The following is a 16831-nucleotide window of genomic DNA, read 5'->3' on the forward strand; positions in this document are numbered from 1 at the left end:
GTCTTTTTATGAAACATTTTTTTACTATAACTTGCATTTGCTTTTTATTTTTGGGTTTATTCAATTGTGCCTCTTCTTCCGTTGGAATTGCCACAAGTAACAAACCAATCCCTAATACTCCATACGAAACAGTAAAAACTGTAGAGAAAACCTTTACCTGGTATGCTCTTGATTTCATCATCTTTGGGATTCCTTTTTCTGAACCACCTGTCACCGATTTGTATGAAAAAGTAATGGAGGAGGACTCAGGTGATGCACTTGTGAATATTCGTTACTGGAATGACAAATCCATTTTTGGACCATTAACTAGGTATCGATTCACTATCAAAGGTGACTTAGTTCGTTTTCCATCGCAAACAACTACTAAAAGCAAAAAATAGATTCGCGAATGAAAACTTCATTTTATAAATTTTTTATAAGCTTTCTCTCTGCGTTAGTTATGGTTTCGGGATGTATTGGTTCACACGTTCCGAAAGAAATCACTTTATTTGATTCAGCCACAGTGGTTCGGTCCACGGAGTATAAAATTCTAGGTAAAGGAAAAGGACAAGACTCTGCTTTTTATTTGCTTGGTATGATACCAGTCACCAAAGCGCCTAATATAGAATTGGCGATGAGCCAAATCTTAGAAAAATATCCAAATGGGAAAACCTTAATCAATATCAAAGTCCAAAGAGAAGATAAAGCATATTTTCCATTAGGTCTTGTAACTATTGTGAATGTAACTGCAGATGTTGTTGGTCAACCTGAAGAAACCGAAAATCCAGGGACAAAAGGTACCAAATGAGATTCTATACGGTTATTTTTTGTTTTCTGATTTTATTTGTTATTAACTGCGGGCCTGGGATTGACCGTGTAGATACAAATGATGCCCAAAGCCAAATTTATTCAGCTGCAAAATTTGCGGCAGACAAATGCGGTAATCCAATTCCAAATCCACCTTTAGTCGTACTAAATAAACCAATCCAAAGAAATTTAGATTTATGTACGATCGCGATCACACGTACAGAGTGTCCATTTCTTGGTTATCCTTTACCTTGTACGCTTATTTATCTCGAACAAGAAACGGGAGATATCCCTTGGTATTTAAACTTCAATGAAATCAGCAAAACTCAAATTAAATAAACGATTATTAATCGGGATTTTCCTTTTTTGTTTTGGATCTCCGTTATTCGCGGTAAGTATCAGAGCTAAACTCATTAATCCCAAAAAAGAAGTTGCCGAGAAGAATCTTTCTGTTCTTATATTTGAAACAAAAAAATTCTCGCAAACGGATGCAGAAGGAAATGTTACTTTAGACTTTCCATCTCCCGGCGAATACACCTTGCGTTTGTTACGTGACACAGGAATTCAAGAAATAAAAATTTCTGTCGGATCTGAAGATGAATCAAGGACTATTTATACAGAAAAAAAAGCAAGTGCTCCAAAAACGGGGATTGTTGTGGAAGGAGAACGAGAAAAAACCGTTGCTTCCCGAACCAAAGTTCGTTATGAAGAAATCAAACGGATGCCAGGTACTTTTGGAGAAGCTCTACGTGCGTTAGAGACCCTTCCAGGAGTCATTCCTAATATTGGATTTGGTGGGGGAGCCAATGGGATCATTGTACGTGGTGCAAACCCAAATGCAAACACATACCTATATGACGATCTTCCTATATTATATCCGTTCCACTTGGATGGACTAACATCTGTCATTCATAATGATTTAATTAAATCTATAGATTTATATTCAGGTGCCTATCCAGCAAACTTTAATAATGCAACTGGTGGTATCATTGAAATTGAAACCGTTGACTCTGTTCAAAAAACAAGAGGAGCATTCCAAGTTTCCTTGTGGAATACAACTGCTTACGCAGCCACACCCACTTCTGGTGGTAAAGGGTATTTAGCGATTGCTGGAAAACTTGGATATCTGGATAAATCATTGGGAGCTACTGGATTATTGCCAGAAGGAATCCGTCTTCCTCGTTATAATGACTCACAAATTAAGTACGTTCATAACTTCACACCAGAACATCAAATTGCATTTTATAACCTAACAGCACAAGATAACTTTGCTATAAACGTTCCGAATAAACCAGCTAATGACCCAACATCGTCAGCATTTGCTTTACTTAGTGGAGCCAAAGCTAGTTTTGGACAAAGTTTTAGGACCACTGCCTTGCGATACACTTGGATTCCAGGCGATAAATTCCAAAACCGTATAACATTAATTAACTTTGACCCAATAGGCGAATACAATGTTGGTTTTGGTACTATCCAAGGAAAACAATACCAAAGAGGAAGTTATGTTGGTGTTCGTCAAGATGCCTATTGGACTGCTACAAAGTTTTTAAAAGTTGATTTTGGAACCGAAGTTAGGAAATTTTCTTTTAGAGATTACGGAACAGAAGTCGCGCTACGAGACCCAACCAATCCATCTCCTAACCCATACAATTCATCTAACCCAGATTTCGTCGGAAGACCGATTAGCATTCGAGGCGTTTCCCCGTATTACAATGCATATACGACTCTTCATTTTAAGTTTGGAAACTTTCTTTTTGAACCGGGAGCCCGTTATGATTATATTCAAGTTACGGGGAATGGTGCGTTAACTCCAAGGGCAACTGCCTCTTATACCTTTCCTGAAATTGGAAAAGGAATGACTGTTTACGGAAGTGGTGGTGATGTTTCTAGATTTCCTTTAACAACAAATTTCAATTCTGAAACAGGGAACCCAGATTTAAGATTCGAAAGAGCAAGAAAAGTCAGTGCCGGTATCGATCAAAAAATAGACCAAGTATGGCAAATAAAAGTGGAAATGTTTAAAAACCAATTCACTGATACCATCATAGATGATCCATATGCATCCACGCCTGTTGGCTTAAATCCTGATAAAGGCCAATGGCTAACACAACCTATCGTCGCCAATCGACCATTAAACTATTCTAACCGAGCAACAGGTTGGTCCCACGGTTATGAACTTTTGATACGTAAAAATGCGCGCCCAGGAACAAGAGACTGGTTTGGTTGGATTTCCTATACTTGGTCACAATCATTTCAAAATACAAATTTATACCAAATTTATGACGGTGATAATTCGCAAATTGGTGGAATAGAACGACAAATCCTTGCGGCTTATTTTCCGAATTCAAAAGAACAACTTGCACCTTGGGATAGGACCCACGTTGCCAACTTTATTTACGGTTGGAGAATGAACGAGGGTTTTCAAATTGGAGGTAGGTGGAGTTATTTAACTTCGATTCCGTCCAGACCAGTGGTGGGCGATGATGGCGGTAAATTTTCAAATCCACTAAATGGGCTAACTTATTGGAACCCACAATACTCTAATAACCCTTACACATCCGAATATGGTAATGTAAAACGTGGGACAGACTTTCATAGACTAGATATTCGATTTGATATCTTTGAAAATTATTCATGGGGATACCTAAACTGGTATTTAGAAATCGTAAACGTTTATATGAGAAAAAATAAAAACGGATTTGATTTTGACAATTCTCGTCCCTTTTCTGCAACCAATCCCAAAGAAAACGATACCTTTGGAACCTTACAGTTGCCAGGTGGAACGGTAATTCCATTCTTTAACGTTGGTATGGAGGTACATTTCTAATGAAATTCTGGATATCGTTTTTAGTTATTTCAATTGCCTTCTCCTGTTCGGAACCAAAAAAATTTGAAGACTCCTATAAAGAAGCTGTGTTGTTACAATATCTAACTACAAAAAATGCGCCTCAAGAAACATGTGAATCGATGATTACTAACAAAGATTTATGTTTTAAAGCCTATGCAGATTCGATAGGAGTATCTTTTTCAAATACTACAGCGGCTGTAAAAACTCAAACTTGCCAAGATTTACTTTTAAATCCTCTTTATAAGGATATGTCAGGAATTGCACAAACATGTGCTTTTGAATGTCAAGTAACGGATTGGAAAACAAAAACTAATTCTGGAATTTGTACACAATCAACAATTCCCGCACTCATCGAATCAAGTCTAACTTCTAGTTCAGCAATTTCTTGTTTAAGATCATGTTTTGCATCAACAAACAATCAAATTAGTAACGATAAGATTCCTTTATATTTATTATTTAATAACATTCAACACGGAGAATAGTATGCAAGAGTATGTAGAAATAGGCGAAGAATTAATCTTTATAGCAATGGCATTTGCAAGTGTGGTAGCTTTGGCTGTATTTGCTGAAAGACTAATTTATTACAGAAAAAGTTTAGGTAAAAAAAACGAAGACTATTTAACGGAAGTTAGAACTTCATTACAAGAAGAACCAGAAATTCATTGGAAAACAGATGCTGGCGAAGATTCTATATATACAAGATTTTTACAATTTGCTCTCAAACAATTAAAAATGGGACGAAAGGGATTGGATGAAAGTTTGGATGGCCAAATTCTTTCTGAAAAATTAGAACTGGAAAAACGTTTACCTATCTTGAATACTTTGGGAAACAATGCTCCCTTTATTGGATTACTAGGAACCGTTCTTGGCGTCATCAAAGCATTTTATGGATTGGGGACATTAGGAAGTTCTGGTGCAGAAGTTGTCATGCGCTCTATTTCTACGGCCCTACTGGCAACGGCAGCTGGTCTTGCAGTGGCGATTCCTGTAGTTATGGCAAACAATTATTTTTCTAGAAAATCTAAAGTGATCCTACAGAATTTGGAAATACTGAAAAAAGAACTACTCGCTTATCAAATGAATAAGACAAAGGTATAATTATGGCTGGAGCATCAGGTTCTCAAGACGAAGAAATTGGAAGTATAAATATCACTCCTATGGTGGATGTGATTTTAGTACTTCTCGTTATTTTTATGGTAACAGCAAACTTTTTAAAAAAAGAAAGTTTGAATATCAATTTACCCAAAGTGCAGGCGGCTGATCCGAATGTGGCGGAATCAGTCCAAGTAGCACTAACAAAAACAGGCGCAATCCTTTTGGAAGGAAAAGACACTGACATTTCGGGTTTAGTTCGCAACCTTGAAAGAGAAGCAAAAATAAGACCTAACATGCGTTTAACTCTTTCAGCGGATGAAAGCCTGCCTTATGGAAAAATTACGGAGCTGATGGGAATCATCCGAAAAGCGGGTGTCACAAAAATTGCCCTCAGTGTAAAAAAATGAATCGTTTTGCGGAATTATTGGATACATTCAAAAATTCCATCAAACAAAATAGAGAACGTATTTTCCACCTATGTTTGATTGGAAGTTTATTCATCCATACTGCAACTTACGCTGGTTACAAGATTAGCCAATTACGTGGCGATGAAGTCGTTGAAGAATCTACCTTCGAAGATGTGGATGTAAGTTTTGAAGAAATTCCACCTGAACTTATTGGAGGTACGTCTTCCCCTGCACCAGTAGAAAAACAAGAATGGGTAGAAGGAAGTAACAAAGATAAAGCCGATGAACCTGACAACTCGGACCTCAATCCAAATCAACTTTCTGGAAATGGAACTGACAAAGATGGATATCTTTTTTCCTTTAACGGAGACAAGATGCCAACGGCGATCATTGACTTTGATTTAAAAGAATATTTTCCGCCGCAAGCAAAAGCTGCCAATATTGTAGAGAAACAAGTTGTGTTACTTGTACAAGTAAATGAGGACGGAAGCCTTCAATCAGCAAAAATTGTTTCCGGTCGAGCTGGGTACGGATTTGAAGAAGCAGCAATGAAACTCATCAAACGTGTGCGTTTTAGCCCAGGTTATGTGCAAGGACACCCCAAAAAAATGGCACATCGACTACCTATTTTATTCTCCTTAGAAGACTAACATTAGTTCTATGGAACAATATTGGAGCAGATTTTTAGAAAAACCAACTCTATCCATCTGCCTCCTCTTTCTTGTCATCACCGTCTCCGTAACTTCTTATCTTTATTCTATTTTAAAACCAACAGATGGCTCCTTGACAGAGTATTACCTCGCCGAGAATACAGAATACTTTGTTGGGGATATACCAGCTGACGATGACGGAAGAATCGATTTTCAGAAAATGCATAAAGTGTATTGGGAATCCATATTTGGTTGGATCAATGATTCAGAACTCCAACGAATCACTGATTCAGAATTTATTTGGTTACGTTCGAAAGCCTTCCCCAATCACCAAGAAAAAAAAGAATTATATTTATTATTAGAACATGGTGGTTTGAACATAGAAATCTTTAATGAATATGGAGATTCTATTTTCAAGTATGGAAATTTTTCGGACCAAGAAAGACTTCCAAATATTTTCCAATCCAAATTTGATTGGGTTAAAGTTCCAAATGATGATTCAAAGTATTATTATTTAAGATTGTATCACAAAAAAGGAATTCTCTTTCTCATCTCGATTGTAGAAAATCTTGTAGGGAAACAAACGGCTCTTTATAGAGAAATAGCATTAAAAAATTTAACACCCATTTTCTTTCATTCTTTCTTTTTGATGATTGGAATCATCTGTGCCATAGTATATTCTATTGAATTCAAAAAACAATATAACATACTCCTTGACTTTGCTGCATTTTCATTATGTTTCGGTCTACTTGGCCTTACATCTAATGTACTTATTCGGTATTTATTTACCAATTCAGAAACCTTATTTATCCTTACGACTATTGCTTCCAATTTTGTTTTTATTCCTATGTTATCAGGTGTTCGTCGACTTTTTGGCAGCGGAAGTTTTCGGGTTCTTGATATCTTAATTTATATAGATGTATTCATTTGTTCCTTAACCACCATTTTGGTTTTTTCCCTTCCTTTCTTTGACTTATCACATACACTACTGATCAGTAGCAGAACTTTTTTCATCCTATTCAATCTTTTGAATATTTTAGGACCCATATATATAACGTTTGAATCTTGGAAAAAAGGAAATCAGGAAGCTTTTGGTCATTTTATTGGATTTAGCGTTACACTCCTCCTCGTTATCTTAGAAATTTTTCTCGCAGTCAAATCCAATGATAACTCTACAAACAAAGTAGTTCTTTGGGGTGTTCTTTTTGGTGTGATCTCTCAAGGATTTGCCTTAGAACGTACGATTTTTGCTAATAGACAAAAAGCACAGGTTTATAAAGAAGATTTATTAAAAGCAGAAAAATCACTAAAAGAAAGCCAACTCAAAACTCTTCAAACAAAAATGAGTCCCCATTATTTATTCAATTCTTTGAATACAATCCATGCTCTACATAAAATAAAACCAGAGTTAATTGGTGATGCAATTTTAAGTCTTGCCAATAATTATCGATTTATTTCCGACCGAACCGATAGAGATTGGATTCCTTTTGAAGAAGAATGGAATTTTTTAGAAGACTACTTACATCTTCAAAAATTAAGATTTTATGACACAATCAAAATTGACTTTAAAAAGTCGGGAGATTTTTCTTCAGTAGTTCTTCCTCCTCTATTACTTCAACCTATCATTGAAAATTCTTTCAAACATGGATTCCGCGGTTCCGCAGAAGAACAGTTCCAACTATTTATACATGCAAAAATGATTCGAGATTCTGTTTTTAGTTTTGTGGTTTATGACAATGGAATAGGTATTCCTGAAGATTTACTTGCTGATAAAACTAAATTATTAGCTAGATCTCTAGGAAATATTAAGGAACGATTAAAAAATCTTTATACAGAATTTAGTTTCGAAGTGACAAGAAATTTCCCAGAAGGGGCAAGAACTGAAATCGAAATAATACTTAATTCTCGTGTTCAACAAGTTCCCTAAGTTTAGTGGCAAGAGCATTCGCTGAGACTCCACCAGGAAAATTGGCAAGAGTATTCAAATCTTCATCTAACACATAAATAAAATTGGAATGATCGATTCGGTAATTTTTTCCATCACCAACTTTTTCCCGAACAATTCCAAATAAATCCGTGAGTTTTATTAATGATTCTGCATTGGGTGAAAGTGCTGTTAAATTTTTTCCAGGAAAATTTTGAATGTAATTTTTGAGAGTTGTTGGAGAGTCCCTTTCTGGATCAAGAGTTACAAATATAAATCGAAAACGATTCGATTTTTCACCTAATATCAGTGAGGCCCTTCCAAAGTTTGTTAAGGCCAAAGGACACATATCAGGACAATGAGAAAATCCAAAATAAAGAACCGATTTTTTTTCAGACCAAAATTTTGGTTCTAACAAAGTACCATCTGGATTAACAAAAGATAGGTGTTTCCACTCTTCTTTAATATGATCTTCTTTGGATTTACAAAAAAAACTAAAGGTTAGAATCAATAAAATAATTACTAGTTTTATACTGCGACGATCCAACCCATACCTCCATTTTCCGCCATATGTGTTTGGTGTGGATGAAACATATATCTACCTTTTTTCTTTAGGACAAATTCAATCACCACGCGTTCTGTTTGGCCCAATGATACTACATCAGAGTGACCATCGGGAATTGTACTTCCTAAACTTCGGATGATATCAAAAGTTTGTGCGTGCAAATGAAAAGTAATGATAGGCTCTCTTTCCATCATATTTTGAATGTAAAAACGTACTCGTTCCCCAACAGGAACTTTCATAGGGTATCTGTCATAAATTCCAGCAATTCCATTCCAAGTATAATAATCGTTTCTCCCCTTGCCTTTGGTATCCCATCCAGAAAATGTTAAAACAAATTCGTGTGCTGGTTTGCGTTTGACCGGTGGATCCACAAGTAAAGCACCATACAAACCTTTGGCGGTATGTAACATTAACGGTGGAACATGGCAATGATAAGGATGAAGTCCAACTGGACCCGCTTCTATTTGATATGTCCTTTCACCGAAAGCAGGGATCGGTTCCCAACCGTCTTCTAATGGATCGTGTGTCCCATGAAAATGTAAGGAATGAGGATCCGGGCTTGAATTTTTGACATGAATACGAAGAGTATCACCTAAATTTGCCCGTAGAACTGGTCCAGGAACCAATCCATCAAAGGTCCAAGCAGGATAATTGACATTATGTGCTATATTCATACTTAAAGGAAAAAGATTTAAATTAAAATCTTTCACCTTATTTTTCGTATTTGAATAGTTAGGTGGGTAATAAAAGCGCTCAGTATACTCTTCTTTAATAAAAAAAGGAGGGTGCGCCATACTTCCATAGGTATTTGTAGCACGTAAGCTTCCGCCAGCTCCTATCGAGTTTTGATAGTTATCGCTAACGGTTGGTGTAGTTACAATTCCAAAGTTTGCTGCAGAGGATGAATTACCAGGATCAGAAGGTCCACAAATTTCCTCAGAATTTCGAATGTTATTTCTCATGGAACCAAACAATGATCCCACAAACCCCATCACTCCAAATCCTATCGTTGTTAAAAAACTCTTCCGATCCATAAATAAACTCTCTTTTATCTATAACACTAAATGTGAGAAATTAAACTTAGAACCCACACAAGCACAAAAACTCCAAATCCACCACCAACTGCAATTTGTTTGAATTTCTTTTCGTATTCTTTGTCAGCAAACAAAAGATAGATGGCAGGCCCAAGAACTGGAATTACCAAGATCACGAGCGACCAAATGATTTGTTTTGTAGTATCAATATCTTTTTGTTTGGAAAGTCCAAACAAAGCCAATGGAGCCCATACCATCGTTAAAACGAAGGGAAGGTAATACGCGTAAGAGCCGATAAAATAAGTCCAAAAACCTGGGTTTGCAAAAGTTGTTTCCATAAATAATCTCCTAAATGATTATACAGACGGTTCCGTTACCGCTGTCATCGCATAACCGGCATAAGCCAGAATTGTAAAGAAAAGTAAAATACCACCAAAAACAACGGTATTTCGAACGGCTCGTGAAACCTTAGATTCTTTGGAATATAAATAAATCAAAGAACCAATAAATGGTACGAGTAAAATCAACCAAAAGTACGTATCTACTTTTGCACCTCTTGCAGAGAATCGATCCAAGATCGAAAGTCCTGTCCAAGCTGCAAATATGGCGAATGGAAGTAGATAACCTATCAAATGAAAATACCAAGTTTTTAAAGTACCTGGGAAATGAACTCTCCATCCAGAGGTATACATTTTATTTGATGCTATATCAAACTCTGCTTGGCTGAGTTTTGGTAATTCCGCTGCTTCAATTAAACCTTTGTTAGTCTCAAATACATCGTGTGCGGGAATTACATTTGCCAAACTTTCTTTAGGCATGTTCATTTGAGCTCCGGGAATTGGTTGGTTTTTATAAGAACCTAACACAAATTCACGAAGGTTTGCTTGCACAAACAAAGCAAGTAAACCAATACTTGAAGACATATCTCCAGAATGTGGGTAACGAATCCCTGAACAAGACTGTAGCGAGTCCAGAAATGGTGGGCTTGATACGCCGTAGGAATTTCCTTCAAAACAGTTTCCCACATTGACTGGACCGCTCAGAGCAATGTCTCCACGACCGGAATGATACACTTGATTGTTACGAATGACGTTGTTATTGGAGATCCAAATATTTTCGTCAATATTCATAGTGACTAAAATTCCATAGTTGTTATGGTTAAAAACCAAATTATCTTCGACTAGGTTTTCTAGTGCACCAAGGAGTGCGATTCCATTTCCAATGGACGGATATTCCAACTTTTTGGAAGGAGCATTGGTATTGTTATTGTCATACACTATGTTTTTCTTCACCACAATTTGTTTTTGTGGAGGAAGTAACTCACGATCCAAAGTGTTAGGACCAATTCCTAATTGGTTTTTTCTCCAAATGGAAGACAAAAGATATAAGTTTCCACTCGAATTGGTTCCAGAATAACCAAGTGCATTGTTTTCTGAAATTACATCATTAATTATCGCATTACATGGATTACACTGTCCTATATAAAATCCAGAATCAGGAGATCCAGATGCATAGGAATGTTCCATAAGTCCATCTTCTGAATCAAATGCATAAATTCCATAGTCTCCGTTATTATAGGCCGTTAAATAGGAACCACGATATCCTTTTACACCTGTCCAATACACACCATTCAGTGTTGCATTTCTTGTTGTTAGGTTTTCAACAGCAACACCGTCGGCACCAACGACCATGATTCCGTTTCCACGTAAAAATTCGCCATCAATAATGGTTTCATTACGATCTTCACCACGAATCACAATGGAAGGCGTAGTGACAGTCACCTCTTCTTTATAAATTCCTTTGGCCACAAGAACCAAGTCTCCTGGTGAGGCAGCATCCACTGCATTTTGTATGGTATTGTATTGGGAAGGAACTTTGCGAGTTACACCTGTCCATTTTTTTGATATCTTCGACTTAGCAATGTTCGTCTGAGGATTGTATGTGGCATCACCAATGACAGCAACTCCGGTCATTCCAATTTTGCCATCAGGAGAGGCATGGAAGGAACAGAAATAAGGGTACACACCTTCTTCTGGGAAAAACACATCGGTATGTGCACCACGAAACATAGCCAAATTCCCAAATGTTTTCTCTGTGGACCAATCTTTGGTGATGGAGATGGCATTGTGAGGGTTGTTTCCTTCGTTCACAAATCGAATTTTACCGCCTTTGAACGTCCGAATGACTGGCGGGTGAAAGGCATTGTCCATCATCGTAACATGGACGAAGGCCGAATTGGCAGGGTCTTCCGAACTACAATGATTCATACCAAAGGTTATGAATACTGCAATGAAGATTCCCAATAAATATTTTTTGGTCTGTTTCATAGCTCTTTCCCGGAACATGAGGATTCCCTCACATTTGAAGAATTTTACATCTGTGTTAAAACTTTGTCAATGTTAAATCAAAGGAAGGAGGAAAAATATACAAATAAGAGATTTTGTAGTTCTGAAAGGATTGCCTTTTTTTCGGCCGGTTTCCCCTTTCTTTGGGCAATTTTGACAACGGAATCTACAGTTTCCACGATCATTAAAGAACTATAATAGGCTCGTTTTTTATCTACTTTGGGAAACAAACTAAGAATTACTTTTTCTGCTAACGACTTTGCAAAACGTTCATTACTTTCGATGTCTAACTTTAACAGAGCTTGGTTTGTATAAAGAATCGAATTAATCAGACGATACCCTTTTACCTCGTTTAACGTCCGTTGGAAGGAATGTAAGGTAAAATCAATAAACTCAGGTGTAAATTTTTTTCTTTTTTTTAGTTCTTCATCCACAAGTTTGAAAAAAAAGTCATGTAGAATTATATAACATGATTCCGCGTGGGAATAAACAATGGATTCTTTATTTGGAAAAAACTGATAAATGGATCCTACAGGGATTCCACTTCTATCTGCAATCAAATCCGTTGTTAAATCGTCATACCCAACCTCACCTAACAATTCTATGGTTGTATCTATGATTTTTTGATATCTTTCCTTGGAACGTTTTTGTTGGGGAATTTTCCTTGGATTTAATTTTATATTCATTCTGATCTTAGTGCGACTATGGGACTCAATTTTGCAGCGTATTCAGAAGGCCACCAACCAAAAAGAATTCCAATCGATATGGAAAATAGAAAGGCAAATCCTATAGATGGAAAGGATAAAACAATACTCCAACCAAAGTATTCTTGTAAAAACAATACTGCTAATATCCCAAAAACAAGTCCAACGATCCCTCCCGTCAAACTGGTTAAAGTGGATTCAATTAAAAATTGAATCCGGATATCAGATTCTCTAGCTCCGAGTGCTTTCCGTAAACCAATTTCTTTGGTTCTTTCTTTCACAGAAACTAACATAATGTTCATAATTCCAATCCCACCTACAACAAGAGAAACAGTTGCTAGTGCGATGAGTAATGTTGTCATTGTTTGATTAGTTTCAGACACTGCTGATTGGATATCAGCCATATTCATTACTTGGTAAATATTACCCATTGCTTCATTGGTTCCATGTCTCTCATGTAAAAAACGTTTTAAGGAAGTGGTAAATTCTTCGGAAGATTCTGTTTTTTCTAATTCCATTTCCAAACTGTCGACAGCATCTTTGTTTAACAACCTTCGCATAGCAGTATTTAAAGGAATCAGAATCACGTCGTCTTGATCGCGAAAACCAGCACTTCCTTTTTCTGGAAGAAGTCCTACCACACGAAATAGAATTCGATTTACTTTTAAATAAGTTCCAACAGGATTTTTTCCTTCATACAATTCTCTCACTACTGTGTTTCCCACAAGACAAACGAGAGCTCTTTTTTGATTTTCTTCTTCTGTAAAAAATCTACCTTCTACAGGTTCCAAATTTCTTAATGTTTCGTAATTGGGACTGGCTCCAGTAATATAACTATTCCAGTTTCTATTTCCAAAAACAAGTTGCCCTCTTCCATTCACAACAGCAGAGATTTGTTTCACTTCTGGGAATTTTTTGGATACCGCTCCTACATCAAAAACATCCAATCGATTGACAGTACCTGCTTCCAGTGAAACTCCACCACTACGCATTCCACCTGTTCTTACGATAACCAAATTGGCACCTAACGAAGAAAACTGTTCCTCTACTGATTTTTTGGCACCTTCTCCGAGAGCCATCACTGAGATCACACAAACTACACCAAAAAGGATACCGAGTGCTGATAAAAAAGTACGCAATCGGTTTGATGATAAAGAAAACAAGGATTGTAAAAAAATTCCTTGGAATAGAGTCCATCCCGTTTTTCGTTTTAAATTTGTTTTAGGGAAGGAAACCAAATCTTTTTTTTTCTTTTTTCCTTCATTCGAAATAATCTTTCCATCACTCACATGAATGATTCGATCGCAAAACTCTGCCATTTCTGGTTCATGTGTTACCATCACAATGGTTTTTCCTTCTTTATGAAGCCTTTGTAATTCCAACATAATTTCAATTTTACTTTTTGAATCTAAGTTTCCCGTGGGTTCATCAGCAAAAATAATGGGTGGATCAACAAGCAGTGCACGTGCAATGGCAACCCTTTGTTGTTGGCCACCGGAGAGTTCATTGGGGGTATGAAACATTCTGCTTTCCAAACCAACTTTCCGAAGTTGTTCTTCGGCTCTTTTTTCAGTATGATCTACATTTGTATACAATGACGGTAAACTTACGTTTTGCGATGCATTCGATTTTGCTAACAAATGGAATTGTTGAAATACAAAACCAATCATACTCCCGCGTACATCTGACAAAACATCGGATGATTCTCCGCTCACAGTTCGACCAAACAAACGGTAGGTGCCTGAATCTACATGATCTAGTAGTCCCATCACTTGCAACAGTGTTGATTTTCCTGAACCAGATGGACCCATAATGGCAACAAATTCACCTTGGCTAATTTCTAAATCAATTCCTGATAAAACTGGAAATTTGGAATTTCCTATGGTATAAGATTTATTTAAATTTTGAATCTCGATTGCTAACAAAAGTTATCTCTTTGGCATTTTTGGTGAGGAAAATGGCCCGCTACTACTAGACTTTTTTTCTTCCTGAATTTTTTTCTTTCGGTACACCAATTCGTTTTCTTCTAATCCCGATAGAATTGCCGTATTTTGTTCATCGGAGTTTCCAGCATTAACTGGAGTTTCTACAAGTTCACCGTCTATTTTTTTTAAAACTTTTCCTTTTCCCGAATTTCCTTTTATAAATTCATTGGCAACAAGCAATACATCTCTTTCTTCAGAGATGATAAAATCAATTGTTATTGACATTCCACTTCTTAAATATTCAGGAATGGTTTTTAGTTCTAAATCTACATTATACATGGTCACATTATTTTCTGTGACTGCCTCATATCCTATATGAGTTACTTTTGCTTGGATGGGGACATCAGAATAAGAATCAACAGTAACATTTGCTATCTGGCCAATTTTAATTTTGGAAAGATCCGTTTCGTCAACTTTTGCTTGGATCATCAAATTATCAGAAAGAACATAAAGAATGTCTTGTTGGGTCACCGTTTGTCCTGGACTGATATTGGATGCAATCACCAAACCACGTAATGGCGATATTACGGGTGTAGGTTTATAAAAATCTTCCCATTTTTTAAGTTCTTCTTCCCCTTTTGCCCTGGCAGCATCTAACAAGGCAGCTCTTTCTGTAGAACTCATCCAAGCTATGATTTTACCACGAGCCACATGATTTCCTTCATCAACTAAAATAGATTCCACACGACCCGCAATTGGTGGTTTGATTTCCAATCTATTCTTTGGTATGGCAGTGCCCGTTGCTCGCACTGTAACAATCAAATCGCCACGAAACACTTTAGAAGATTCAACTTTTGTATTTGGTTTTGATTTTCCAAATCCGAAAAAGTATAAGGAGAGGGAAAGGATTACGAAAACAATGGCTATGGAAACAAATTTAATCTTCATCGAAACACTTTCCTAAATTTCTCAAATATGTAGCTTCTGCCAAACCCAAATCTCGTTTGCCAATCAATAGGTTTTTTTCCCGATTGATCAAATCGTTTTCAATGATATCCCAATTTTCAAAACTAATAAGTCCGTTCGAATATTGTGACCTTGCAATCATAGCACGAATTTCGGATGCTTTATAAAATTCTGTCAATACAACCAATTGTTCCGAGGCATTTTTAAAATTAAGATGTGATTGTTCTAAAGAAAACGAAAGAGAGTTTTTTTTTGCATCTCTTGTATGGATTGATTTTTCATACTCGGTTTTTGCAATTTTTACATTATAATAATCTCTTCCACCATTAAACAGGGGATAAGTTAAATTCAGTCCAAAACTATAATTTCTTGGTTTTGGTAACCATACATCATCTTGTCTAGTGACAGTTGCACTTAAATTCAAATCCGGATAAAATCCAGCTTCCGCAATACCAATGTTTGCTTGTGCTGCCCGTACTTTCGATTGTTCAGCCATAACAGAGGGATGCGATTCTAACAAATTTTCTTTTTCTTTATCCGAAAACTTTTTTTCCAAAATAGGTTCATAAACAAATTCTGAATTGATGTTTACATCCAAACGATTGGAGATCACTCTCTCGACTTCGTTTACATTACTTTCAAATAATCGGAAAGCAGAAGATACTTCAAATTCGGATTGTTTTACAAAGGATTCGCTCAGTAAAAAACTTCCTTTATGTTCTCTACCAACTTCATACCGAAGTTTTACCAAATCGCGGTTTTTGGCGCGCCTTTCCTTAATTTTTTCTGAAAGTTGGTGAAGTTCTTTTGCATACAACATTTGTGCATAACCTGACTTTAGTTCAAAGCAGATCTTCAATCTAGAATCATGTAATGTCTGTTTTGCTGCCTGTAACAATGCCTCAGTTTTTTCAATTCCACTTTTATCCTTAAATCCAGCAAAAAGATTTTGATTAGTGCTTAGACCCACCGAATAACGATTGATTGCTGTTGGCCTGGATTCTCCTGTACTTGTTTGTTGGTTTGTACTCGAACCTGTTCCAGCTGATCCATTGACCAAGGGATCATTAACAGTTCCCGATCCACTAAAATTAGCAGAAGATTGTCTTGCCGATGCCAGAACATTCACGGTCGGTAAATAGGCAGCATAACTTTTTTCGTTTTCAAAAAAAGCTTTATCATAGTCTGCCTTTGCAGATAAAAATTCAGGATTAGATTGTAAGGCAGTTTGCCAAAGATCTTTGACTTGGACTGGTTTTGCAGATAAAGTAACCATACCAAAAATCTCAAAAATAACAAATGTAATTCGAATCAACTTCACTATTTACTAAACCTAAGTAATGATCAAAAAGTTCCAAATTTTTGTTTTTTTTGAAAAAATTTACCAACTCCCCCGAACTTCCTCCACCGGTTGCATAAGTTAAAAATGCAAAAGCAACTACATTGGTAACGTGAATTGCTTTTGGGAATCATTTCCAAAAGGGGAATAAAAAGAAATAAACAAAAAAATATAATCTTCGTTAGCTGCTACATAAGCAAAAATACCAATATCCGCTGCATATAAGGATATTGGTATTAAAAC

Annotated in this window: 16 protein-coding genes and 1 pseudogene; 9 read left to right on the top strand and 8 right to left on the bottom strand. The window is 36.5% G+C overall.

Features of this window, described 5'->3' with window-relative positions:
- The first annotated feature begins 8 nt into the window (after positions 1 to 8).
- From EHQ31_RS11700 to EHQ31_RS11740, 9 genes and pseudogenes are all read left to right on the top strand, one after another.
- Positions 9 to 380 (top strand): LIC20211 family lipoprotein, encoded by a 372-nt coding sequence (locus EHQ31_RS11700; RefSeq protein WP_135573509.1) that lies wholly within the window; start codon positions 9 to 11, stop codon positions 378 to 380.
- An 8-nt stretch (positions 381 to 388) separates the two neighbouring features.
- On the top strand, positions 389 to 787 hold the full coding sequence (locus EHQ31_RS11705; protein WP_244247365.1) for a hypothetical protein: 399 nt from the start codon (positions 389 to 391) through the stop codon (positions 785 to 787).
- On the top strand, positions 784 to 1125 hold the full coding sequence (locus EHQ31_RS11710; RefSeq protein WP_135573508.1) for a hypothetical protein: 342 nt from the start codon (positions 784 to 786) through the stop codon (positions 1123 to 1125). The genes EHQ31_RS11705 and EHQ31_RS11710 overlap by 4 nt, the downstream gene beginning before the upstream one ends.
- On the top strand, positions 1097 to 3613 hold the full coding sequence (locus EHQ31_RS11715) for a TonB-dependent receptor plug domain-containing protein (RefSeq protein ID WP_135573506.1): 2517 nt from the start codon (positions 1097 to 1099) through the stop codon (positions 3611 to 3613). The genes EHQ31_RS11710 and EHQ31_RS11715 overlap by 29 nt, the downstream gene beginning before the upstream one ends.
- A complete protein-coding gene (locus tag EHQ31_RS11720; RefSeq protein ID WP_135573504.1) occupies positions 3613 to 4116 on the top strand; it encodes a hypothetical protein in 504 nt (167 codons plus the stop codon). Before EHQ31_RS11715 ends, EHQ31_RS11720 begins: the two co-directional genes overlap by 1 nt.
- Before the next feature lies 1 nt (position 4117).
- Positions 4118 to 4732: a MotA/TolQ/ExbB proton channel family protein gene (locus tag EHQ31_RS11725; protein WP_135573502.1), complete on the top strand. Its 615-nt coding sequence runs from the start codon at positions 4118 to 4120 to the stop codon at positions 4730 to 4732.
- Positions 4733 to 4734: 2 nt separating this feature from the next.
- Complete coding sequence (locus EHQ31_RS11730; protein WP_002973390.1) at positions 4735 to 5136, top strand: ExbD/TolR family protein; 402 nt, start codon at positions 4735 to 4737, stop codon at positions 5134 to 5136.
- A gap of 179 nt (positions 5137 to 5315) precedes the next feature.
- Positions 5316 to 5786 (top strand): annotated as a pseudogene (locus EHQ31_RS11735) (energy transducer TonB); the annotation flags it as partial.
- 10 nt (positions 5787 to 5796) lie between these two features.
- Positions 5797 to 7713, top strand: coding sequence for a sensor histidine kinase (locus tag EHQ31_RS11740; RefSeq protein ID WP_135573498.1), 1917 nt, complete (start codon positions 5797 to 5799; stop codon positions 7711 to 7713).
- Here the strand turns inward: EHQ31_RS11740 and EHQ31_RS11745 are convergent.
- The 8 genes from EHQ31_RS11745 to EHQ31_RS11780 all read right to left on the bottom strand — a co-directional run bounded on the left by EHQ31_RS11745 (position 7685) and on the right by EHQ31_RS11780 (position 16525).
- Positions 7685 to 8257, bottom strand: coding sequence for an SCO family protein (locus EHQ31_RS11745; protein ID WP_135573496.1), 573 nt, complete (start codon positions 8255 to 8257; stop codon positions 7685 to 7687). The genes EHQ31_RS11740 and EHQ31_RS11745 overlap by 29 nt on opposite strands.
- Positions 8239 to 9309 (bottom strand): multicopper oxidase domain-containing protein, encoded by a 1071-nt coding sequence (locus EHQ31_RS11750; protein WP_135573494.1) that lies wholly within the window; start codon positions 9307 to 9309, stop codon positions 8239 to 8241. The genes EHQ31_RS11745 and EHQ31_RS11750 overlap by 19 nt, the downstream gene beginning before the upstream one ends.
- 26 nt (positions 9310 to 9335) lie before the next feature.
- The gene (locus EHQ31_RS11755) at positions 9336 to 9647 is read right to left on the bottom strand and encodes a PLDc N-terminal domain-containing protein (protein WP_135573492.1); all 312 of its coding nucleotides are present in this window, start codon (positions 9645 to 9647) and stop codon (positions 9336 to 9338) included.
- A gap of 18 nt (positions 9648 to 9665) precedes the next feature.
- Complete coding sequence (locus tag EHQ31_RS11760) at positions 9666 to 11636, bottom strand: right-handed parallel beta-helix repeat-containing protein (RefSeq protein ID WP_135573490.1); 1971 nt, start codon at positions 11634 to 11636, stop codon at positions 9666 to 9668.
- A gap of 77 nt (positions 11637 to 11713) precedes the next feature.
- On the bottom strand, positions 11714 to 12340 hold the full coding sequence (locus EHQ31_RS11765) for a TetR/AcrR family transcriptional regulator (protein WP_135573488.1): 627 nt from the start codon (positions 12338 to 12340) through the stop codon (positions 11714 to 11716).
- Positions 12337 to 14283, bottom strand: coding sequence for an ABC transporter permease (locus tag EHQ31_RS11770; protein ID WP_135573486.1), 1947 nt, complete (start codon positions 14281 to 14283; stop codon positions 12337 to 12339). Before EHQ31_RS11770 ends, EHQ31_RS11765 begins: the two co-directional genes overlap by 4 nt.
- A gap of 3 nt (positions 14284 to 14286) precedes the next feature.
- Positions 14287 to 15231 (bottom strand): efflux RND transporter periplasmic adaptor subunit, encoded by a 945-nt coding sequence (locus EHQ31_RS11775; protein ID WP_135573484.1) that lies wholly within the window; start codon positions 15229 to 15231, stop codon positions 14287 to 14289.
- Positions 15221 to 16525 carry a TolC family protein gene (locus tag EHQ31_RS11780; protein ID WP_135574106.1) on the bottom strand — a complete coding sequence of 435 codons (1305 nt, stop codon included), beginning with the start codon at positions 16523 to 16525 and terminating at the stop codon, positions 15221 to 15223. Before EHQ31_RS11780 ends, EHQ31_RS11775 begins: the two co-directional genes overlap by 11 nt.
- Positions 16526 to 16831 lie beyond the last annotated feature (306 nt).

The organism is Leptospira montravelensis (assembly GCF_004770045.1).
In the GTDB taxonomy this organism is placed as follows: domain Bacteria; phylum Spirochaetota; class Leptospiria; order Leptospirales; family Leptospiraceae; genus Leptospira_A; species Leptospira_A montravelensis.

Excerpts from the sequence above, each read along its gene's own strand:
- EHQ31_RS11700 (WP_135573509.1), top strand. The coding sequence starts at position 9 with ATGAAACATTTTTTTACTATAACTTGCATTTGCTTTTTATTTTTGGGT.
- EHQ31_RS11705 (WP_244247365.1), top strand. The coding sequence starts at position 389 with ATGAAAACTTCATTTTATAAATTTTTTATAAGCTTTCTCTCTGCGTTA.
- EHQ31_RS11710 (WP_135573508.1), top strand. The coding sequence starts at position 784 with ATGAGATTCTATACGGTTATTTTTTGTTTTCTGATTTTATTTGTTATT.
- EHQ31_RS11715 (WP_135573506.1), top strand. The coding sequence starts at position 1,097 with ATGAAATCAGCAAAACTCAAATTAAATAAACGATTATTAATCGGGATT.
- EHQ31_RS11720 (WP_135573504.1), top strand. The coding sequence starts at position 3,613 with ATGAAATTCTGGATATCGTTTTTAGTTATTTCAATTGCCTTCTCCTGT.
- EHQ31_RS11725 (WP_135573502.1), top strand. The coding sequence starts at position 4,118 with ATGCAAGAGTATGTAGAAATAGGCGAAGAATTAATCTTTATAGCAATG.
- EHQ31_RS11730 (WP_002973390.1), top strand. The coding sequence starts at position 4,735 with ATGGCTGGAGCATCAGGTTCTCAAGACGAAGAAATTGGAAGTATAAAT.
- EHQ31_RS11740 (WP_135573498.1), top strand. The coding sequence starts at position 5,797 with ATGGAACAATATTGGAGCAGATTTTTAGAAAAACCAACTCTATCCATC.
- EHQ31_RS11750 (WP_135573494.1), bottom strand. The coding sequence starts at position 9,309 with ATGGATCGGAAGAGTTTTTTAACAACGATAGGATTTGGAGTGATGGGG.
- EHQ31_RS11755 (WP_135573492.1), bottom strand. The coding sequence starts at position 9,647 with ATGGAAACAACTTTTGCAAACCCAGGTTTTTGGACTTATTTTATCGGC.
- EHQ31_RS11760 (WP_135573490.1), bottom strand. The coding sequence starts at position 11,636 with ATGAAACAGACCAAAAAATATTTATTGGGAATCTTCATTGCAGTATTC.
- EHQ31_RS11765 (WP_135573488.1), bottom strand. The coding sequence starts at position 12,340 with ATGAATATAAAATTAAATCCAAGGAAAATTCCCCAACAAAAACGTTCC.
- EHQ31_RS11775 (WP_135573484.1), bottom strand. The coding sequence starts at position 15,231 with ATGAAGATTAAATTTGTTTCCATAGCCATTGTTTTCGTAATCCTTTCC.
- EHQ31_RS11780 (WP_135574106.1), bottom strand. The coding sequence starts at position 16,525 with ATGGTTACTTTATCTGCAAAACCAGTCCAAGTCAAAGATCTTTGGCAA.